20 protein-coding genes are annotated in these 20,577 nt (G+C 63.5%); 11 read left to right on the top strand and 9 right to left on the bottom strand.

Annotated features, from left to right (window positions below; translation table 11 throughout):
- Window positions 1-134: 134 nt before the first annotated feature.
- Window positions 135-1,754: a HAMP domain-containing methyl-accepting chemotaxis protein gene (locus tag LQT98_RS13460; RefSeq protein WP_231462787.1), complete on the bottom strand. Its 1,620-nt coding sequence runs from the start codon at window positions 1,752-1,754 to the stop codon at window positions 135-137.
- Between the two features lie 166 nt (window positions 1,755-1,920).
- Here LQT98_RS13460 and ggt point away from each other — a divergent pair, with 166 nt between their 5' ends.
- The 7 genes from ggt to LQT98_RS13425 all read left to right on the top strand — a co-directional run bounded on the left by ggt (window position 1,921) and on the right by LQT98_RS13425 (window position 7,873).
- Complete coding sequence (gene ggt, locus LQT98_RS13455) at window positions 1,921-3,678, top strand: gamma-glutamyltransferase (protein ID WP_231462785.1); 1,758 nt, start codon at window positions 1,921-1,923, stop codon at window positions 3,676-3,678.
- A gap of 99 nt (window positions 3,679-3,777) precedes the next feature.
- Window positions 3,778-4,563 carry a substrate-binding periplasmic protein gene (locus LQT98_RS13450; protein WP_048411571.1) on the top strand — a complete coding sequence of 262 codons (786 nt, stop codon included), beginning with the start codon at window positions 3,778-3,780 and terminating at the stop codon, window positions 4,561-4,563.
- Window positions 4,564-4,843: 280 nt separating this feature from the next.
- Window positions 4,844-5,218: a DMT family transporter gene (locus LQT98_RS13445; RefSeq protein WP_048411570.1), complete on the top strand. Its 375-nt coding sequence runs from the start codon at window positions 4,844-4,846 to the stop codon at window positions 5,216-5,218.
- Window positions 5,215-5,535: an SMR family transporter gene (locus LQT98_RS13440; RefSeq protein ID WP_048411569.1), complete on the top strand. Its 321-nt coding sequence runs from the start codon at window positions 5,215-5,217 to the stop codon at window positions 5,533-5,535. Before LQT98_RS13445 ends, LQT98_RS13440 begins: the two co-directional genes overlap by 4 nt.
- A 107-nt stretch (window positions 5,536-5,642) precedes the next feature.
- Entirely contained in the window at window positions 5,643-5,801 is a 159-nt protein-coding gene (locus LQT98_RS13435) for a hypothetical protein (protein WP_156183980.1), read from the top strand.
- Between the two features lie 83 nt (window positions 5,802-5,884).
- The gene (aac(6'), locus tag LQT98_RS13430) at window positions 5,885-6,328 is read left to right on the top strand and encodes an aminoglycoside 6'-N-acetyltransferase (RefSeq protein ID WP_231462783.1); all 444 of its coding nucleotides are present in this window, start codon (window positions 5,885-5,887) and stop codon (window positions 6,326-6,328) included.
- 120 nt (window positions 6,329-6,448) lie between these two features.
- Window positions 6,449-7,873 (top strand): MATE family efflux transporter, encoded by a 1,425-nt coding sequence (locus LQT98_RS13425; protein WP_231462781.1) that lies wholly within the window; start codon window positions 6,449-6,451, stop codon window positions 7,871-7,873.
- Between the two features lie 33 nt (window positions 7,874-7,906).
- On the opposite strand, the gene LQT98_RS13420 is transcribed toward LQT98_RS13425, so the two are convergent.
- Both LQT98_RS13420 and acnB read right to left on the bottom strand, forming a co-directional pair.
- The gene (locus tag LQT98_RS13420; RefSeq protein ID WP_048411566.1) at window positions 7,907-8,101 is read right to left on the bottom strand and encodes a hypothetical protein; all 195 of its coding nucleotides are present in this window, start codon (window positions 8,099-8,101) and stop codon (window positions 7,907-7,909) included.
- A gap of 522 nt (window positions 8,102-8,623) precedes the next feature.
- On the bottom strand, window positions 8,624-11,209 hold the full coding sequence (acnB, locus tag LQT98_RS13415; protein WP_048411565.1) for a bifunctional aconitate hydratase 2/2-methylisocitrate dehydratase: 2,586 nt from the start codon (window positions 11,207-11,209) through the stop codon (window positions 8,624-8,626).
- A gap of 202 nt (window positions 11,210-11,411) precedes the next feature.
- Here acnB and gcvA point away from each other — a divergent pair, with 202 nt between their 5' ends.
- A complete protein-coding gene (gcvA, locus tag LQT98_RS13410; RefSeq protein WP_231462780.1) occupies window positions 11,412-12,305 on the top strand; it encodes a transcriptional regulator GcvA in 894 nt (297 codons plus the stop codon).
- 7 nt (window positions 12,306-12,312) lie between these two features.
- On the opposite strand, the gene LQT98_RS13405 is transcribed toward gcvA, so the two are convergent.
- Window positions 12,313-13,074 (bottom strand): substrate-binding periplasmic protein, encoded by a 762-nt coding sequence (locus LQT98_RS13405; protein ID WP_231462779.1) that lies wholly within the window; start codon window positions 13,072-13,074, stop codon window positions 12,313-12,315.
- Between the two features lie 330 nt (window positions 13,075-13,404).
- Here LQT98_RS13405 and LQT98_RS13400 point away from each other — a divergent pair, with 330 nt between their 5' ends.
- The gene (locus tag LQT98_RS13400) at window positions 13,405-14,412 is read left to right on the top strand and encodes a class 1 fructose-bisphosphatase (RefSeq protein ID WP_048411563.1); all 1,008 of its coding nucleotides are present in this window, start codon (window positions 13,405-13,407) and stop codon (window positions 14,410-14,412) included.
- A gap of 67 nt (window positions 14,413-14,479) precedes the next feature.
- Here LQT98_RS13400 and LQT98_RS13395 read toward each other — a convergent pair whose 3' ends face one another.
- Window positions 14,480-15,028, bottom strand: coding sequence for an NADAR family protein (locus LQT98_RS13395; RefSeq protein WP_048411562.1), 549 nt, complete (start codon window positions 15,026-15,028; stop codon window positions 14,480-14,482).
- Window positions 15,029-15,443: 415 nt separating this feature from the next.
- On the opposite strand from LQT98_RS13395, the gene LQT98_RS13390 reads away from it, so the two are divergent.
- Window positions 15,444-15,671 (top strand): helix-turn-helix domain-containing protein, encoded by a 228-nt coding sequence (locus LQT98_RS13390; protein ID WP_231462778.1) that lies wholly within the window; start codon window positions 15,444-15,446, stop codon window positions 15,669-15,671.
- Between the two features lie 3 nt (window positions 15,672-15,674).
- On the opposite strand, the gene LQT98_RS13385 is transcribed toward LQT98_RS13390, so the two are convergent.
- The 4 genes from LQT98_RS13385 to LQT98_RS13370 are packed head-to-tail and all read right to left on the bottom strand — an operon-like array spanning window position 15,675 to window position 19,179.
- On the bottom strand, window positions 15,675-16,823 hold the full coding sequence (locus LQT98_RS13385; RefSeq protein WP_048411560.1) for an osmoprotectant ABC transporter ATP-binding protein OsmV: 1,149 nt from the start codon (window positions 16,821-16,823) through the stop codon (window positions 15,675-15,677).
- Window positions 16,823-17,482 (bottom strand): ABC transporter permease, encoded by a 660-nt coding sequence (locus LQT98_RS13380; protein WP_231462777.1) that lies wholly within the window; start codon window positions 17,480-17,482, stop codon window positions 16,823-16,825. Before LQT98_RS13380 ends, LQT98_RS13385 begins: the two co-directional genes overlap by 1 nt.
- Window positions 17,483-17,491: 9 nt before the next feature.
- Window positions 17,492-18,412: a glycine betaine ABC transporter substrate-binding protein gene (locus LQT98_RS13375; RefSeq protein WP_231462776.1), complete on the bottom strand. Its 921-nt coding sequence runs from the start codon at window positions 18,410-18,412 to the stop codon at window positions 17,492-17,494.
- 53 nt (window positions 18,413-18,465) lie between these two features.
- Entirely contained in the window at window positions 18,466-19,179 is a 714-nt protein-coding gene (locus LQT98_RS13370) for an ABC transporter permease (protein ID WP_269326031.1), read from the bottom strand.
- Between the two features lie 469 nt (window positions 19,180-19,648).
- Between LQT98_RS13370 and LQT98_RS13365 the strand changes: the two genes are divergently transcribed.
- A complete protein-coding gene (locus tag LQT98_RS13365; protein WP_231462775.1) occupies window positions 19,649-20,548 on the top strand; it encodes a LysR family transcriptional regulator in 900 nt (299 codons plus the stop codon).
- Window positions 20,549-20,577 lie beyond the last annotated feature (29 nt).

The following is a 20,577-nucleotide window of genomic DNA, read 5'->3' as shown; positions in this document are numbered from 1 at the left end:
GAAAGTTCTAATTTTGAATATCTATTACATACCAATCGTCGCGCGGTGCTAAAACCGTGCTTACGCTCTTGCGAGCTAGAGCGAAACCAGGGGCAAGGCGCGCCGACGCGGGCCCCGGGGTTTTGTGAGCGGCTTTAAACCTGGTATTGCGTGACCGTGTGCAGGATATTCTTGGCCTGCCGCTGCAATTTCTCCGCCGCGTCGGCGGAGGCGCTGGAAGCGGAGGCGTTTTCCTCCGCCATCTGCGCGATTTGCTCCACTTTCTGCGCAATGGTGTTACTGGCGCTGCTTTGCTCGTTGATGCTGCCGGAAATATCCTTGACCAGCGCCATCGCCTGGCCGCTGCTATCCTGGATTTTTTCGATCACGGTATTGGCCTCGCGGGCATTGTCGGTTTCCTGGTGCACCTGCTCCACCACTTTTTCCATGCTCTGCACCGCGTCCAGCGTGCTGCCCTGCATCTTGTTGATGATGGTGGCGATTTCGGTGGTGGACTTGGCGGTGCGCTCCGCCAGCTTGCGCACTTCATCCGCCACCACCGCGAAGCCGCGCCCGGTCTCGCCGGCGCGCGCCGCTTCGATCGCCGCGTTCAAGGCCAGCAGATTGGTCTGATCGGCAATGTCCTTGATCACCCCCATCACCGAGGCGATGGTGGCGCTGTCGTCCTTCAGTTGCTCGATGCGCTGCGCGGCATTGGAGATGGCGCCGGCCACTTCGGAAATGCCCAGCACGGTGGCGGAAATCACTTGCCCGCCTTCGCTGGCCATGCTGCCCGCCTGCTGCGCCTGGGTGCGCGCTTCCACCGCATTGTCGGCCACGTGGTTGATGCTCACCGTCATTTGTTCCACCGCCGCCGCCATCGCCCCGGCGGATTCGCTTTGCAGTTCCGAGCTGCGCGCGATCTGATTGGTGTTGGCCGCCAGGCCGGAGGTGGCGCTGTCGATCTCGGCGATGCTGTCGCGTATGCCCTTGAAGCTTTGCTGCAAATCATCCAGCAAGCGGTTGAAGGCGGTGGCGGTGCGGCCCACTTCGTCCATGCGCTCCACTTCGGCGCGCAGGCGGAAGTCCTTGCTGGAACTGACGCGGTCCAGCGTGGAGCCGATCAGGTTCAGGCTGCGGCGGATGTTGCGGAACAAGGTGAAGCCCAGCGCGCCGCTGAGGATGAGCGCGCCCAGGATCACCACCAGCGAGGACACGAAAGCCTGCTCATAGGCGACGGTGTTATCCGCGGACAGCTGCTTGGTCAGCTTGTAGTTGTATTCGATGTGATCCTTGATGTCCTTGACCACGGCTCTGGCCACCGGCATCAACGGCCCGCTCACCAATTCCTTGCGGGTGATCTCCGGCGGCTGCTCTCGCGACATTTTGAACACCGCGTTGCGCTGCTGGCGATATACCTGGATGTCCGCCTTGTCCTTTTCTATCAGCCGCCGGTCCTCGTCATCGGACACCAGCTCTTTCTGGTACTTGTCCAGCACCTGATCCATCTGCTTGTCCAGCTCGGCGATGCTGACCTCGATCTCGGCCTTGAGCTTGGGGTCTTCGCTGATGCCGTGGCGATAGGTCAGCACCCGCATATCGGTTTGCGCTTGCAAGGCTTGGTCCAGCGCGTGAATGCTGGGGAAGGTGTTGATCTGCAGGTAATCGAAACGCTCATTGGCCCGGTGCAGTTGGAGCAGGCCGTAGCTGCCAACGGCGAACAGGCCCAGCAGGGCCACCGCCAAGGTCAATAACAAGCGCTGGGATATGCTCATGGTTTCCCCCTCAATCCGTTGCATATGAAGCTCGATTCTTTATAGGTACGTATTCCGGTAATTTTCAAATCATTTGGCATGCAAAATCAGGCTTTTGCACTGAAGAAACGCACCGTAGAATGTCCTCGCAATCACAAAAAACCCATAATGACAAAGGAGAACGATCATGATGGCATTCCGCACCCGTAAACGCCTGCTGCTCAGCGCGCTGGCGCTGGGCCTGAGCCTGGGCTTCAACGCGCCGGCGCTGGCGCTGAGTCCGCCGGCCGCGCCGCAGGTCAAATACGATTACGACTACGACATTTTCCATCCGGTGCATGCGCGCAACGGCATGGTGGCCACCGAGCAGGGGCTGGCCTCGCAAGTGGGGCTGGACATCCTGCGCCAGGGCGGCAACGCGGTGGACGCCGCGGTGGCAGTGGGCTTCGCGCTGGCGGTGACCCTACCCAATGCCGGCAACCTGGGCGGCGGCGGCTTCATGGTGCTGCACGACGCCAAGAGCGGCCGCAATATCGCGCTGGATTTCCGCGAAACCGCGCCGGCCAAGGCCAGCCGCGACATGTATCTGGACGCGCAAGGCAAGGTGGCGGACGGCCGCTCGCTGTACACCCACCTGGCGGTGGGCGTGCCCGGCACCGTGGCCGGCCTGGCGCACGCGCAGCAGCGCTGGGGCAGCCTGCCGCTGGCCAAGGTGATTGCGCCGGCGGTGAGGCTGGCGGAGCAAGGCTTCGCCGTGTCGCAGACGCTGGCCGAGATGCTGGAGGTGGAAAAGGACAATCTGGGCCGCTGGGACAGCAGCCGCGCGGTGTTTTTCCGCGACGGCCGCCCCTTGCGCGCCGGCGAGAAGCTGGTGCAGCGCGACCTGGGCAAATCGCTGCGCCTGATCGCGCAGCAAGGACCGAAGGCGTTTTACCAGGGCGGCATCGCCGACAAGATCGTGGCGGAGATGGCGCGCCACGGCGGCCTGATCTCCAAGGCGGACCTGGCCGGCTACAAGGTTGAGGAACGCGCGCCGGTCAGCGGCAGCTACCGCGGCTATCAGGTGGTGTCCATGCCGCCGCCTAGCTCCGGCGGCATTCACATCATCCAGATCCTGAACCTGCTGGAACGCTACCCGCTGGCCGATTACGGCTCCAATAGCGCGCAGACCATCCACTACCTGGCCGAGGCGATGAAGCTGGCCTATGCCGACCGCTCCGAATACCTGGGCGACCCGGCCTTCGTCAAAGTGCCGCAAGCCGGCCTGACCTCCAAGCGCTACGCCGATCAGTTGGCCGCGTCCATCGATCCGGTCAAGGCGCGCCCCGCCGCCGAGATCAAGCCGGGCAAGCCGCAGCCCTATGAAAGCGACCAGACCACTCACTATTCCATCGTCGATAAACAGGGCAACGCGGTGGCTGTCACCTATACGCTGAACCTGAACTTCGGCAGCGGCATCATCGCCGGCGGCACCGGCATCCTGCTCAACAACGAGATGGATGACTTCTCCGCCAAGCCCGGCGTGCCCAACGCCTTCGGCCTGATCGGCGGCGACGCCAACGCGGTGGCGGCCGGCAAGCGGCCGCTGTCGTCGATGTCGCCCACCCTGGTGCTGAAAAACGGCAAGCCGTGGCTGGTCACCGGCAGCCCCGGCGGCGCGCGCATCATCACCACCACCTTGCAAACCATCGTCAACGCCATCGACTTCGGCATGAACCCGGCCGAAGCCGCCGCCGCGCCGCGCGTGCATCATCAATGGCTGCCGGATGAATTGCGGGTGGAAAAGGGGCTGAGCCCGGACACGCTGCGCCTGCTGCGCGAACAGGGCTACCAGATCGCGGTCAAGCCCAGCATGGGCCGAACCCAGACCATCCAGCTGCGTGACGACGGCCTGTATGGCTATTCCGATCCGCGCAACCCCGACGGCGCGACCCTGGGCTATTGATCCCGTCCGGCACCGGGCCGGGCGGGCGCCCCGCGCGTTCTCCCCGGCCCGGCTCGCCGATAAAACGGCAAGGGGTGTGCAATTGGCCATAATGCAAGCATGCTGAACGGAGAAAAACCGCCGATGCTGAAATCGCTGAGCCGCGCCGCGCTCGCCTTGTCGCTATTGCCCAACGCCGGCGCGGCCACCCTGCACTTCGCCACCCAGGACTTCCCGCCCTTCATCGAGGTGAGCGACAAGCCACAGCCGCAGGGCCTGATGGTGGATGTGCTGGTGTCCGCCTGCCAGCGCCTGGGCTGGAGCTGCGAGATCCAGCCCATGGTGTGGCGCCGCGCGCTGCTCTTGGCCGAGGAGGGCAAGGTGGATGGCATCTTCCCGGTGCAGGACACTCCGGAGCGCCGGCTTTCGCTGGCCTTGAGCGCACCGGTGTTCAACAGCAGCTACGGCCTGTTCGCCACCGCCAGTTCCAACTTCCGCTACCAGCAACCGCAGGATCTGGCGCTGCGCCGCATCGCGGTATACGGGCCGTCCATCACCCAGAACGCGCTGGATAAATTGGTCGCCGGCCTGCCCAATATCAACATCACCGTGGAAAACAATCAGGAAACGGTGTTGAAGAAATTGGCCGCCCTGCGCTATGGCGCGGACGCGGTGGTGTTCGCCAACGAGGACGTCACTCGCTTTCTGATCCGCCGCGAGGCCTTGAGCGGTATCCGCCCGCTCGCCACCATTCAGCCGCTGACCTATCTGTACGGCTTCCCGCTGAAAAACGTGAAACCCAATACCGTGGCGGATTTCAATCAGGCGCTTGCCGCCATGTGCCGCGACGGCACCTTGCCGCGGCTGGCGCGTCGCTATAATGTGCGCATGGCTGGCTGCAAGTGATACCCGCCCTTCATTAGATAGAAATTACTATCAATTAAGTTGAACATTTCAGCCGCATCAGCTAGAATTGTTCAAAATATCAAACAGCCACCTTAAGCGCGTAGCCGTTTTGCGCTTATCTTGCGCTTCAATGCGATAAACAACCCTTCTGCCCCAAACGGTTTCACGGGGCAGCCTAAGCGACCGACTGTCTTTGCTGACGGCGTCATCCGCGCTTTTAGCGGAGCGTTGTTGCGCCTCTAGCGCATGTGGCCCCGGATCTTCATCACAGGAGCTTTTCATGCCCATTCATCAACAAGACCAACCCATGCTGGGATGGCTGTGCCTGTTGGCCGCCATCGTCACCGAAATCATCGGCACCTCCTTCATGGCCTACGCCGCCCGCACCGAAAGCTACTGGGGCTATGGCGTGATGGCCGCCGCGCTGGCACTGTCCTACTACTTCCTGTCGCTGGCCATCCGCACCATCGCGGTGGGCGTGGCCTACGCCGCCTGGGAGGCGCTGGGCCTGGCCGGGCTGGCGCTGATCGGCGTCTATGTGTTCGGCGAAGCCTTGCTGACCCAGGAAATGATAGGCCTGGCGCTGTCCGTGGTCGGCATCGCCTGCGTGGTGTTCGGCGAAGACCATGGCAACGCCGAGGAGCAAGCCGCATGAAAACCGTTTTCTACTTATTCGTGGTGTCTTCGGCGCTGATCGAAGTGGCCGCCAACCTGATGCTGGAAAAGTCCAACGGCTTCCGCCACAAGGCCTGGGGCTTCGGCGCCATCGCCATGGTATGGGTGGCTTTCGCCTTGCTGGGCCAGGCGGTGCGCGGCATCGATCTGGCGGTGGCCTACGCGCTGTGGGGCGCGCTGGGCATCATCGGCACCGCCATCGGCGCACGGGTGTTCTTCGGCCAGAAGCTGAAGCCGCTGGGCTGGCTGGGCATGGCGGTGGTGATTTCTTCGGTGGTGGTGCTGACCACGGCGTGACGGTTTTATGACGCGTCGCAGCAGGCCACCTGTCCAATCTGAATATGGCGATGTGCCCGTTATCGGTTTACGGTACGGGCTCCATCCAGGCAATGAAAGGCTGAGACATGCAACAGTATCAAGTTTTGAGCGGCATGAGCCAGGAACCCTTGGAGAACCCCCAAGCCTTGCTCACCCTTTGCGAGCACTGCGCCAGCGATGTCGGCATCCTGGCCATCCACGGTGAAACGGATCAACCCTGCGAGTTGTGCGGCGAGGTAGACTAAGCCACGCCTTCCGTCTCCACACCGGGCCGGCCTTGCCGGCCCTTTGTTTTTCCCGGCGCCGCCGCGCCGGCACAGGAATACCGATGCCGATTCAAAAACTGGACCACGCCGCCCTGCCAGACTGGGTGGCGCTGCGCCAACAACTCTGGCCGCACCATGCGTCCGCCGCCCACTACCGCGACGGCGAGGCCATCCTCGCGTCGGGCCACCTTGCCGCCTTCCTGGCGCGGGACGCCGCCGGCCAGGCGGTGGGCTTCGCCGACGCAGCGATCCGGCACGACTATGTCAATGGTTGCGCCGACAGCCCGGTGGCTTTCCTGGAAGGCATTTTCGTGTTGCCCGCCTGCCGGCGACACGGCATCGCCCGGCAACTCGTTGCGGCGGTGCAGGCCTGGGGCCTGGAGCACGATTGCGCGGAACTGGCATCCGACGCGCCGCTGAGCAATGTCGATTCGCAGCGCATGCACGCCTGCCTGGGTTTCGAGGAAACTGAAAGAGTGGTGTTTTTCAGGAAGGCGCTGGTCTAGCAGCGGCGGCTGCGCGCAAAACCCATTCCATTCCCGGCCATCGCGGCCGCGTAGATTTGCTGCCGGCAAGATCTCCATGATGCAATAGCGCTCATCAGCGATTCATGGCGGAGACCGCCAATGCCCGGCCCCTTCCGCCCGCCAACCCGCCATGTGCGGCGATCCCTGCTTCAGCAGCGCCGCTTGCTCAAGGGCTCGCTGCCGGTGATCAGCTTCTATCTGGCCGAAGTGGCGATGACGCTTACCGATGCGGCCTTCGTCGGCCATCTCGGCAACACGGAGCTGGCGGCGATAGGTCTTTCCATCGGCGCGCTGTTTCCATTGATATTTGGCGGCATGGTCTTGGTCTCGACCGGGTGCATCTTCGTTTCCGAGGCCCATGCGCGCGGTGATCACGCCGGTACCCAGGCGGCGCTCGATCTCAGTCTATGGGCCTGCCTCGCCCTGTCCCCGGCGCTGATTGCCGTCGCCTTGCTGCTGCCGGCGGCGTTCCGTCTTGCCGGCCAGGACCCGGCCGTGGTCGCCTTGTGCGGGCAATACCTTGCCGTCGTCAGCTGGAGCATTCCCGCAATGCTGGGTTTCAGCGTCTACCGCGCCTATGTTTCGGCGCTGGGCGCGAACCGGGTGATCTTCGTCGTCAGCCTGGGCGGCGTGCTGCTGAATGCCGCGCTCAATTATGGACTGGTTTTCGGAGCGCTCGGCCTGCCCGCCCTTGGTCTGCCCGGCGCGGCGATAGGAACCGCCTTGGCCAGTTGGGCGATGTTGTTCGCCATCGCTCGCCACTGCCGGCATCGACTCGGCTACCGCTTTCGCTGGCGCTCGCGGTCTGGGCTGGACAGACAAACCTGCCGCGACCTGCTCCGCATCGGCCTGCCCTCCTTCGCTATTGGCTTGTTCGAAAGCAGCTTGTTCGGCGTGGTGACGCTGCTGGCGGGCTACTTCGGCGTGGCCTTCATGGCCGCCACCACCATAGCCATCTACGTTGGCGATCTTTTCATCATCCTGGCGCTGGGAATTGGCGATTTACTGACCGTGCAACTGGCCGCCAAGGCGGCGCGGGGCGATGTGCGCGGCGGCCGCCGGCTGGCCTGGAGCGCTCTGCTGCTGATCACCGTGCTGACCGCTCCCCTGGCCGCGCTTTGCTGGTGGGGGCCGGACTGGATTGCCGGCATCTTCATCGATACCGCCAAGGCCGAGGCGGCCGAGGTGTTGCGATACGCCCAAATCCTGCTGGGCATTCTTGCCTGGTTCTTGCTGGCGGATGCCGCTCAAATCATCTTGTCGCGCAGTCTGAAAGGCTTGCGCGACACGCTGGCGCCAATGTGGATCGCCAGCATCGGCTATTGGCTGATAGGCATAGGCGGCGGCTGGATGCTGGCCACCCAGGGAGGGCTGGGCGGCGTCGGCCTCTGGTATGGGCTGGCCGCGGGGCTCAGCTTGGCGGCGCTTGCGCTGGCGTGCCGGCTAGGCGCATGGACCCGACCAGCAAACTGCCCACAACAAGATAAAAACACCATGCGCAGTGACACAGAACTCCTTGGCTAGCTATGACCGATGCAGCTTCCTAGAAGTCCAACTTTATTGATCCTTCTGGGGTTCTGCCACCTCGATCGGCCATTTGGCAAAGGCCAGATACCAGAGTGCAAGAATATTGAAAACAGGAACGAAGATGATCAAGCTACCCCATTTTGAATACCCCATCTTTGAAATCACCATTCCAAACAGAATGATGACAATAAAAGCCACTATTGCCGCAGCCACTAATAAGAGCATGTCAACATCTCCTTTATTTATTATTTTTAAACGCTGGCCATGCCGAATTTGCCAGCACCAGCATTACTAGCAGCATGCCTACGGCGGGAATGAAAACGGCCAAGGCATAATATGGCGGCAAGCCCGCGCGCCTGAATATTCGCCATAGGGGATAAAGCGTCATCAGGCCAATCACGAAAACATTTACAAAAAGTTGCAAAAGGCATTCTCTTTCTTATCTGTTCATCACAGCTATTCAACACAGCACCCCTGGCTTCATCGCCGGCATGCCAGATAACTCTCCACGGCTTTTTGGCATGACCTTCAAGCTTGCATTTCGCCTGCCGTCATCCCGTCTCGCCCAACCAATACCCCGCCTGCGCAGGGTATATTGATTTGGATTGCCCAGAAGGCACGCCCTCAAGAGAACTGAAATAGAAAAGGTGCCTGAGCACCTTTTCTATTTGGGGGTCTCGATGGGGGTATCAAAAATCAAAAGGTCGAAACCCGCACACGCCCCCAAAACACAATCTACTGATTTCGTTACACCTTCACGGTATCGGCCAGTTCCTGGTAGTCGGCGATCTCGTTGAAGTTCATGTAACGGTACACTTCGCCGGCCTTCTGATTGAGCACGCCGATGTCGGCCATGTATTCCTCCTTGGTCGGAATGCGGCCCAGACGGGAGCAGATCGCGGCCAGTTCGGCGGACCCCAGGTAGACGTTGGAGTTCTTGCCCAGACGGTTGGGGAAGTTGCGGGTGGAGGTGGACATCACGGTGGCGCCCTCCTTCACCTGCGCCTGGTTGCCCATGCACAGTGAGCAGCCCGGCATTTCCATGCGCGCGCCGGCGGTGCCGAAGGTGCCGTAATGGCCTTCCGCGGTCAGTTGTTCGGCGTCCATCTTGGTCGGCGGCGCCACCCACAGTTTCACCGGGATGTCGCGCTTGCCTTCCAGCAGCTTGGAGGCGGCGCGGAAGTGGCCGATATTGGTCATGCAAGAGCCGATGAACACTTCGTCGATCTTGGCGCCAGCCACGTCGGACAGGGTTTTCACGTCGTCCGGGTCGTTCGGGCAGGCCACGATGGGTTCGTGGATGTCGGCCAGGTCGATCTCGATCACCGCCGCGTATTCCGCGTCGGCGTCGCCCTTCAGCAGCTGCGGATTGGCGATCCAGGCCTCCATCGCCTTGATGCGGCGCTCCAGCGTGCGCGCGTCCTGATAGCCGTTGGCGATCATGGTCTTCATCAGGGTGATGTTGGAGGTCATGTATTCGATGATAGGCGCTTTGTCCAGGTGCACGGTGCAACCGGCGGCGGAGCGCTCGGCGGAGGCGTCGGACAGCTCGAATGCTTGCTCCACCTTCAGATCCGGCAAGCCTTCGATTTCCAAGATGCGGCCGGAGAAGGCGTTTTTCTTGCCGGCCTTGGCCACGGTCAGCAGGCCTTGCTTGATCGCGTACAGCGGAATGGCGTTGACCAGATCGCGCAGGGTCACGCCCGGCTGCATCTTGCCCTTGAAGCGCACCAGCACCGATTCAGGCATGTCCAGCGGCATCACGCCGGTGGCGGCGGCGAAGGCCACCAGGCCGGAGCCGGCCGGGAAGGAGATGCCGATCGGGAAGCGGGTGTGGCTGTCGCCGCCGGTGCCCACGGTATCCGGCAGCAGCAGGCGGTTCAACCAGCTGTGGATCACGCCGTCGCCCGGGCGCAGCGACACGCCGCCGCGGGTGGAGATGAAGGCCGGCAGTTCCTTGTGCATCTTCACGTCCACCGGCTTGGGATAGGCGGCGGTGTGGCAGAAGGACTGCATCACCAGATCGGCGGAGAAGCCCAGGCAAGCCAGGTCTTTCAGTTCGTCGCGGGTCATCGGGCCGGTGGTGTCCTGGGAGCCGACGGTGGTCATCTTCGGTTCGCAGTAGGTGCCCGGGCGCACGCCCTGGCCTTCCGGCAGGCCACAGGCGCGGCCGACCATTTTCTGCGCCAGGCTGAAGCCCTTGCCGGAATCGACCGGGGCCTTGGGCAGGCGGAATTCGGTGGATGCCGGCAGGCCCAGCGCTTCACGCGCCTTGCCGGTCAGACCGCGGCCGATGATCAGATTGATGCGGCCGCCGGCGCGCACTTCGTCCAGGATCACTTCGGACTTGAGCGCGAAGTCGGCGATCTTCTGGCCGGCCTTCTCGATCTTGCCTGCATACGGGTAGATGTCGATCACATCGCCCATTTCCATCTTGGACACGTCCACTTCGATGGGCAGCGCGCCGGAGTCTTCCTGGGTGTTAAAGAAGATGGGAGCGATCTTGCCGCCCAGACAGACGCCGCCGAAACGCTTGTTCGGCACGTAAGGGATGTCTTCGCCGGTGCCCCAGATCACGCTATTGGTGGCGGATTTGCGGCTGGAGCCGGTGCCGACCACGTCGCCGACATAAGCGACCAGATGGCCTTTTTGCTTCAGGTCTTCGATGAACTGCATCGGGCCGCGCTTGCCGTCTTCTTCCGGGGTGATGCCGGGACGGGCGTTTTTCAGCATGGCCAGGTAGTGCAGCGGGATGTCCGGACGGCTCCAGGCGTCCGGCGCCGGGGACAGGTCGTCGGTATTGGTCTCGCCGGTCACCTTGAACACGGTGACGGTGATTTTCTCAGCCACGGCCGGGCGGCTGGTGAACCATTCGGCATTGGCCCAGGATTCCACCACCTGCTTGGCGTGGGCGTTGCCCTTGTCCATCTTTTCCTTCACATCGTGGAAGGCATCGAACATCAGCAGGGTTTTCTTCAGGCCGTCGGCGGCGATCTGCGCGACCGCGGCGTCGTCCAGCAGGTCGATCAGCGGCTTGATATTGTAGCCGCCCAGCATGGTGCCCAGCAGTTGGGTGGCCAGTTCGCGGGAGATCAGCGGGGATTTGACGTCGCCCTCGGCCACGGCGGCCAGGAAGGAAGCCTTGACCTTGGCGGCATCGTCAACGCCCGGCGGCACACGATGGGTGATCAGATCGACCAGGGTGCTTTCCTCGCCCTTGGGCGGGTTTTTCAGCAGTTCGACCAGCGCTTCCACTTGTTTGGCGGACAGCGGCAGCGGCGGGATACCCAGCGCGGCGCGCTCGGCCACGTGTTGACGATAAGCTTCCAGCATGACTTTGACCTTTATAGCTTGGGTTGTCGGCAGCGTCCCCGGCATGGCCCGCGCTGCTGCGCGCGGCGATGCCGGCAAGGCTATGGACCGCGCGGTGGGATGCCGATGGCCGCGGCCCAGATTTCATGCCTGAAGATTACGCTGTTAGCGGTCCGCTTTCAAACGAGTTATCGCAACATAGATTGTGAGATAAAATCACAGCATGAGCACTTATCCCCCACTCAACACCCTGCGTATTTTTGAGGCAGCGGCTCGTCTGGAAAGCTTTTCCGCCGCCGCCGGCGAACTCTTCGTCACCCACGGGGCTGTGAGCAAGCAGATCAAGCAGTTGGAAGATTGGCTGGGCGTGCCGCTGTTCGAGCGCAGCGGCGGCCGCGTCAAGCTGACCGACCCTGGCTGGCGCTATCTGGTGCAGGTGCAGGACGGCCTGGATTTGATCGCCAACGCCACCTCCCAGCTGCTGCAGCCGGACCGCCAGCGCCGGCTCAGCATCAATTCCACGCCCACTTTCGCCATGCACTGGCTGCTGCCGCGGCTGAGCCGCTTTCGCGAGCAGTTTCCGGAGCTGGAGCTGCACCTGGCCACCTCGGACCGCGACATCAGCCGGCTGGACAGCCCGTTCGACATCGCCATCCGCCGTGGTCCCGGCGATTGGCCCGGCCATATCGCCAAGCCGTTTCTGAAGGAGTGGGAGCTGCCGCTGTGCAGCCCGGCGCTGCTGGCGGCGGCGCCCATCGCCAGTCCGGCGGACCTGGCCCGGCATACCTTGCTGTACGCCGATACCCGCCCAACCGCCTGGCAGCGCTGGCTGACCCTGGCCGGGGTGCCGGAGCTGAAACCGGCCAGCGCCATGCATTTCGATCGCTTCTCCCTGGCGCTGCAGGCGGCGATGGATGGCCTAGGCGTGGTGCTGGGGCCGATGCCGATGGCGCAGGCGCAGATCGATGCCGGCGCATTGCTGTCGCCGTTGCCGGCGCCGGTGGCGACGGTTCGCGACTATTGCTGGGTGGCGCCGCGCATGGCGGCGGAAGACGCGACGGTGGCGGCGTTCTGCCGCTGGCTGGAAAGCGAGGCCGCGCGCCCGGAAGCCGCTTGAGCCGGGTTCAGTGCGGGGTCACGCCGATCTGCCTCAGCTCCGGCGGCGCGGTGTCGCGCGGCAGCCATTTATTGTAGATGCGCTTGAAGGCGCCGTCTTTCTTGACCGCGGCGAAGGCGTCGTGCCAGCGCCGGATTTCGGCCGCCGAAGTGCCGCGCGAGAACGCCAGGTAGAGTTCCAGCGACTCCAGCACCTTGACCACTTCCACAGAGTCCGGCGGCTGATGGATGTCTTTCAGCACCGAGGCGACCACGAAACCGCCTTCCGACCACATATCGTAGCGGCCCACCAGCAGCTTTTGCGCGGTCACTTGCGGCGTCGGCGCCAGATCCACCTCGACGAAGCCGGCGGCGGAGGCCGCGTCGGCGAAGATGCTGCCACGGTAAGCGCCCACCGGACGCTGATATATGCCGGAGCCCAAGGCCAGCAGAGCGGCGGCCTCGCCCTTGCGCGCCAGCAACACGGTCTGGGAAATGGCGATGGGTCCCAGCAGCGTCATCTGCTTCTCACGCGCGTCATTGCGCCCCACGGTGAACAGCATCACATTGGGCGCGGTGGTCACCTCCTTGTAGCCACGCGCCCAGGGCACCACTTCAATCGCGCTATTGTCATGCATGCGCGACTGGATCTCGCGCACCACCTCCACCGCCATGCCGTCCGGCACACCGTTATGCAGATAGGTGATGGGCGGCCAGTCCTCGGTGTAGATCGTGATGGCCCGCGCTGGCCAAGCCGCCAGCAGCAATAGCAGCGCCAATATCGCTTTCATGATGATTCTCCGCCGGCTTGATCCTGTCTTTATTCATAGCCGCGCTTGACCGCGGCTGCAGAGGAATCGCCGGCGCGCCAGCCTGACGGAAACGATACCAAATGCATGCGATTTGGCATTCAAGCCTTAAGCAGCAAACAAGCCGGCCATGCCACGGATTCATGGTCCGCAAAGCGTCGGAAAATCCACCCTGGCCCATGGCTGGCGCGGCCCGACCGCCAGCGCGGGGCGTCCATGACGACGGCAAACGGCTTATCCGCTATAATGGCGCGTTGTGCCGGCGTAGCGCCGGCCTTATCATTCGCGCACCACCCAAAGCTAAGGATAGTCATGAGCCGCATCACCCTCTCCCGCTTTTTGATCGAACAGCAACGCAAGGCCGGCTCGCTGCCGCCCGAGCTGCGCCTGCTGATCGAAACCGTTGGCCGTGCCTGCAAGGCCATCAGCTACTCGGTGAACAAGGGCGCGCTGGCCGGCGTGCTGGGCGAGGCCGGCACCGGCAATATCCAGGGCGAGGCGCAGAAGAAGCTGGACGTGATCGCCAACGATTACCTGCTGGACGCCAATGAATGGGGCGGCAGCCTGGCGGCGATGGCCTCCGAGGAAATGGAGCTGCCCTATCACATTCCCGGCGAATACCCCAAGGGCGAATACCTGCTGATGTTCGATCCGCTGGACGGATCGTCCAATATCGACGTCAATATCTCGGTGGGCACCATTTTCTCCATCCTGCGCTGTCCGCATGGCATAGATCACGCCACCGAGGGCGCCTTCCTGCAGCCAGGCACCGAGCAAGTGGCCGCCGGCTACACCGTGTACGGCCCGCAAACCTTGCTGGTGCTAACCTTTGGCAGCGGCGTCAACGGCTTCACGCTGGACCGCGAGCAAGGCTCTTTCGTGTTGACCCACCCGGACATGAAGGTGCCGGAAAGCACCGGCGAGTTCGCCATCAATATGTCCAATATGCGCCACTGGGATGCGCCGGTGAAGCGCTATGTCGACGAATTGCTGGCCGGCAGCACCGGCCCGCGCGGCCGCGATTTCAATATGCGCTGGGTGGCGTCCATGGTGGCGGAAGTGCACCGCATCCTCACCCGCGGCGGCATTTTCATGTACCCGCGCGACGCGCGCACGCCGGATCAGGCCGGCAAGCTGCGGCTGATGTATGAAGGCAATCCTATGGCCTTTGTCGTGGAACAGGCCGGCGGCGCGGCCACCAACGGCCATCAGCGCATCATGGAAATCCAGCCGCAAAAGCTGCATGAGCGCGTGGCGGTCTTCCTCGGCTCCAAGGAAGAAGTCGAGCGCGTTACCGGCTACCACGCCGAACAGCAGTAAGCGGCCACGCCAAACAAAACAAGCCCTGCCGGATTCGACAGGGCTTGTTTTTTGTTCGCCGCCGGCGCTAGCGCAATTGCTCGCGCACTTCCATCAGCGCGAAACCCAGCAGATTGCTGCCGTCCCACATCTCGGGCAGCCGCGCCTGCGGATCGTCCTCGGCCCAGCCTATGCCCCAGATGCAATCCACCGGGCTGGCTTCCACCAATACCGCGTCGCCGGTGCCGCGCAGAAAATCGCCCAATAACGGATTTTGCCGGAACTTGGCCAGATTGCCTTGCATCACCACCTCGCAACAACGCTGCTGCCACAAGGCGGAATCAAAGCCACGCACCTGGCGCCCCAGCGCCTTGGCCTCGGCCGGGCTGGCCGCCGCCAGTATGCGGCCGCGGGTTTCGGCATCCTCGAACAGGCGCGCTTTTTCCGCCATCATATAATGCTCGGCGCTGGCGTAATGCGTGCCGCCAAGTTCAAAGCCCGCCATGTACCATTGACTCAGGCAGCTCTTGCAGACGCCGCCGTCGTGCTTGGGCCGGTGCCCCCAAAAAAACAGGAAATCCAGGGTTTCGCCGGCCGCAGCCCGCTTGCGCAACTCACTTACCGTTCGGATCGCCATGGTCCGCGTCCTCCACTTCCAGCGCGGCATCCGCCGCAAAAAAAGCCAAGAGCCCCATCTTCGTGTCCGCTGTCGCCGCGGCGCTGAACATCTTCATGGCCATCACTATAAGGAGCCGGAACCGGCTTAGACAAGCGCGGCGCGAACCCAAACCGCGCGCGCATCCGCCAGCTTCCGCGCAAACCGACAAAAACAATGATTAATTACCGCGCCGCGATGATTTTGCCCGCTGACGCGGCGGCGGCGCGCAGTGGATATGCAACACTGCCTTACCAACATAGGTGCGCCCCACCCGCTTGCCCATAGGTAAAACTACTGATGGCCGCATTGCGGCGCCGAGCCAGACAGGAGTATGTTGATTCCACGCCGCCACGCCGCGGCGAGAACCGAAACGACAAACACTGGGGAGACCGGCATGACCGTGGTGATCACGCTGGACATGGTATTGGCGCAGCGCAAGCTCAGTTCCAAAGCGCTTGCGCTGGCCATAGGCATCACGCCGCAGAACCTGTCGCTGCTGAAACGCGGCAAGGTCAAGAGCCTGCGGCTGGATACGCTGGACGCGCTGTGCCGGCAGCTAAGCTGCCAGCCAGGCGATTTGCTGGCCTATCGCCGGGAAGCCGACGAAGACCCCACCCTGTGACGCTCAGCCGGCGGCCTGGCGCGCGCCGCGCGCCGCAGTGCGGCCGGAATGCAGATAGTCCGCGATGTAGTCCTGCGACACTTCGCCATTGTAACGGCCATCGTCGTCCAGCACCGGCATCCAGGTCAGGTTGTGCTCGTACAGCCGGGACAGCACCACGCGCAGGTTCTCGCCCGCCGCCGCGGTCACGCTCACCGGCTTGATCTTGTCCGCGCACACGCCATCCGCGCCGCGCGCATCGCGCCGGCGCACGAAGCCCAGCGGCAAGCCGTCCGCGTCCACCACGGTCAGGTGCATCAGGTCGTTGTCGTCCATCAGGCTGTAAGCGGCCGCCAGCGGCGTGTCCAGCCGCGCGGTCAGCGTTTCCTGCTGATCGGCCACTTCGCCGGCCTGCACCAGCAGCAGGCGCTTGAGCGTGCGGTCCTGGCCGACGAAGCTGGCGACGAAGTCGTCGGCCGGCCGCGCCAGGATTTCGTCGGAGCCGGCGCATTGCACCATGCGACCCTGGCGGAATACCGCGATGCGGTCGCCCAGCTTGATCGCCTCGTCGATATCGTGACTGACCAGCATCACGGTCTTGCCCAGCTGGCGCTGCATTTGCAGGAATTCGTTCTGGATCTGCTCGCGGTTGATCGGGTCCACCGCGCCGAAGGGCTCGTCCATCAGCAAGACCGGAGCGTCGGCCGCCAGCGCGCGGATCACGCCTATGCGCTGCTGCTGACCGCCGGACATTTCACGCGGATAGCGTTGCAGGAAGCGGTTGGGATCCAGCGCCACCATGCTCATCAGTTCGCGCGCGCGCTCGCGGCAACGCTTCTTGTCCCAGCCCAGCATGCGCGGCACCACGGTGATGTTGTCCTCGATGGTCATATTGGGAAACAGGCCGATCTGCTGGATCACGTAGCCGATCTGACGGCGCAGCGTCACCGAGTCGATGCCGGCGGTGTCCTCGCCATTGATCAGCACCTTGCCCGATGTCGGCTCGATCAGCCGGTTGATCATCTTCATGGTGGTGGTCTTGCCGCAGCCGGACGGCCCCAGCAGCACGCAGATTTCGCCTTCCGGCACGTGCAGATTGACATTGTCCACCGCCTGGAAGACTTGGCCGTTTTTCTGGGTAAATTGCTTGCAGAGGTTTTGCAGTTCAATCATCAACGAATTCCTTTCGGGGTCAGCGCGCGCTGAGCGCGCAGCAACAACCAATCCATGGCGACGGCGAGCACGCTCACCGCCAGTGCGCCGGCAATCAGTTTGCGGATGTCGCTCTGACTGATGCCGTGCAAGATCAAGGTGCCCAGGCCGCCGGCGCCGACGATGGCGGCAATCGCCATCACGCCGATGTTCAGCACCACCGCGGTGCGGATGCCGCCGAAGATCAGCGGCGTGGCCAGCGGCAGTTCCACCCAGCGCAGCCGCTGCCAGAAGGTCAGGCCCAGGCCGCGGCCGGCTTCACGCACGCCAGGGTCCAGATGAGTCAGCGCGGTGTGGGTGTTGCGCACGATGGGCAGCAGGGAATAGAGGAAGGCGGCGGTAATCGCCGGCACCGCGCCTATGCCCTGTCCGATCAGGGAAAACAGCGGGATCATCAGGCCGAACAGCGCGATGGCGGGTATGGTCAGCACAATGGTGGCCAGGCCCAGCACCAGGCCGGCCAGCGCCTGGAAGCGCACGATCAGCACCCCCAGCGGCACGCCCAGCAGCACCGCCAGGCCGACGGCGATGCCGACCAGGTACAGGTGTTGTTCGGCCAGGCCGGCGATTTGCGGCAGGTTTTGCCAGATGTACAAGCAGGTTTGCAATAAGGTGTCCATGCGCCCTCCTCAGATCAGGCCGCGCTGGCGCAGGAATTCGCTGGCGACTTCCCTCACCGGACGGTGCTCGATATCCACCTTGGCGTTGAGCGCCGCCATGGTGTCGTTGTCCATCAGCGCCGCCAGCTTGTTCAACTCATCGGCGAGGCCGGGATTGGCCTCCAGCGTCTCGCGGCGCACCACCGGGGTGGCGGCATAGGCGGGGAAATAGCCCAGGTCGTCCTGCAGCACCACCAGGTCGAAACCCTTGACGCGGCCGTCGGTGGTGTAAACCAGTCCGGCGTCGACGAAGCCGTCGCGGATGGCGTTATAAACCAGGCCCGGGTCCATCTGGCGGATCTGCGGCCGGCTCAGCTCCATGCCGTACAACTGCTGCATCGGCTTCAGTCCATCCGGCCGGCCGGCGAACTCCATGTCGAAGCCCAACTGCCAGCGCTTGGCGCTTTCATTGCTCTCATTCACCCGCCGCGCCAGGTCGGACAAGGTGCGCACGCCCTCGGCCTCGGCGCGCACGCGCCGCATCGCCAGCGCGTAGGTATTGTTGAGCGGCGCCGGGTTCAACCAGATCAGGCCCAGCGGCTCGTCCAGCTTCTTCACCGTGGCGTAAGCCTCCTCGCTGCTCATTTTCTTCTGAATGCCGTGGTGGATGATCAGGCCGGTGCCGGTGTAATCCCAAGCCAGGTCCAATTGGCGGTTCACCAGCGCATTGCGCAGGATCACCGTCGCCAGATCCGGCTTGCGCGTCACTTGGTAGCCTTTGCTGTTCAAATATTGCGAGGTGATCTCGGACAGCAGGTGTTGCTCGGTGAAGTTCTTGCTGCCCAGCACCAGGCCGGCGGCAAACGCCGGCACGGCGGTCAGCAAGGCCGCCAACGCCAGCGCGCGGCGCGCCAGCTTGCGCCAGCGCGGAAAAAGAAGTGCTTGTGTCATGGAAATCCTCCGTGTGGACGCCCGTCGGGACGGGCGACAGCGGGGTGTTCGAATCAGGCCAGGCCGCGAGCGGCCGCCAGGCGGCCCACGCCGGCCAGCGCCAGGTCCAAGGCCAGCGCGATCAGCGCGGTGGCGCCTGCACCCAGCAGCAAGGCGGTGTGATTGTTCAGGTAGATGCCGGGGAAGATCAGCTCGCCGTAGCTGCTGGCGCCGATCAAGAAAGCCAGCGGCGCGGTGCCCACATTCAGCGCCAGGGCCACCCGCACGCCGGACAGCATCACCGGGAAGGCATTCGGCAATTCCACCCGCCACAGCCGCTGACGCGGGGTCATGCCCAGCGCGTCCGCCGCTTCCAGCAGCGCCGGAGACAAACCGGCCAGGCCGGCATAGGTATTGCGCACGATGGGCAGCAAGGACGCCAGGAATAGCGCGACGATGGCCGGCGCGTCGCCGATGCCGATCAGGGCCATGGCCAACGCCAGCACCGCCATCGGCGGCAAGGTGTTGCCGATATTGAAAATCTGCATCCAGTGTTCAGCGCTGTGCCGCAGCCGCTGACGGCTGAGCAGCACGCCGCTGGGCAAGCCCACCGCCAGGGCCAACGCCATGGACGCGCCCACCAGGTAGAGATGCTGACGCCCCAGGTACAGCAGGTCTTCGCGGTACTCGCTCCATACGGCGGGGCTGACGCCATAAATCAATCCCGCCGCCACTGCGGCCAGGATCAGCCCGATCATGCTGCGCTTGCTAAACGCTCTTTTGTGCATCTGCGTCCTCCTAGGCGGAAACGATGGCGGCCAGGGCCACGACGATCCGCTGTAATGATCGCGACAACTAGAGAGCTGCCAGTAGATAGACATCCGGTGTTCACCGGACATGAGGTGCGTAAAACGCGGAGTTCGACAGCGGCAAAGCTGCCGATTTTGAGTGGCGCGGTGTGCGCCTGATGAAAAACCTAATAAGTTATAACACTGTTTGTATCGAACATGCAAATTTTCTAATTTACGTTAACGGCCGTTTATGGCCGATGCAAGGCCTTGAAAAGCCGATATTTCTTTACCTGCAAATAAAGCCAAATGGATAAGCCGACGACGCACCCCCACCACCGCCGCGGGCATCCCCTATAAGGTACGCGCGCGAGAACGGCCGTGAGCGCAGCTGGCCAGCGCTTGCCATCGGCATGACTCGGCCGCAGAATGCGCTATTCCGGATGCCGGAATAATGGCGGCAAAAAATATGGACAGATTCCATCTGATGACTGTATTCATCGCCACGGCGGAGGCGGAAAGCTTTGCCGGCGCGGCGCGCAAACTGGGCTTGTCGCCGCCAGCGGTGACCCGCGCGGTGGCCGCGCTGGAAACTCGGCTGCAAGTGCGGCTGCTGAACCGCAGCACCCGTCATGTGCGTGTGACCGAGGCCGGCCAGCGCTATCTGGAGGACGCGCGCCGCGTCATCGCCGCGGCCGACGAGGCGGACGAAGCCGCCGCCGGCATAGACGCGCCGCCGCGCGGTTTGCTGACCGTGACCGCTCCGGTGCTGTTCGGCCGCCGTTACGTGATGCCGGGCATCAGCGACTTCCTGCGCCGCCACCCCGGAGTGACCGTGGACGCGCTATTGCTGGACCGAGTGGTCAATCTGCTGGAAGAAGGCGTGGACGTGGCGATACGCATCGGCGAACTGCCGGATTCCAGCCTGCGCGCGCAACGCGTGGGCCAAGTGCGGCTGATGCTGTGCGCGTCGCCGGACTATCTGGCGGAACACGGTGCGCCGGCCTCGCTGGAGGATTTGCGCCGCCACGCCATCATCGCGTCGCGCGGCGTCGGTTCCGTCGCTGAATGGCGCTTCCAGCGCGGCGGCAAGATACTGAGCGCGCGGCTGACGCCCCGACTCACCGTCAGCGACAATGAGGCGGCGATCGCCGCCGCGGCGGCCGGCGTCGGCATTACCCGTCTGCTGTCCTATCAGGCCGCGCCGCTGCTGGCTTCCGGCCAGTTGCGCACGGTTCTGAGCGACAGCGATGATGCGGTCCAGGCCATTCACATCGTCCATCAGCAAGGCCGGCTGGCTTCGGCCAAGACCCGCGCCTTCATCGAATTGATGGCGCAACGGCTGCGCGCCGATCCGGCGCTGCGCTAGCGCCGCCATCCCCTTTCCCCTCGTTCAAG

It is taken from the genome of Chromobacterium aquaticum (assembly GCF_021129195.1).
GTDB lineage: Bacteria > Pseudomonadota > Gammaproteobacteria > Burkholderiales > Chromobacteriaceae > Chromobacterium > Chromobacterium aquaticum.
Note: the sequence above shows the minus strand (reverse complement) of the source record. Positions and strands in the feature narration are given on the sequence as shown.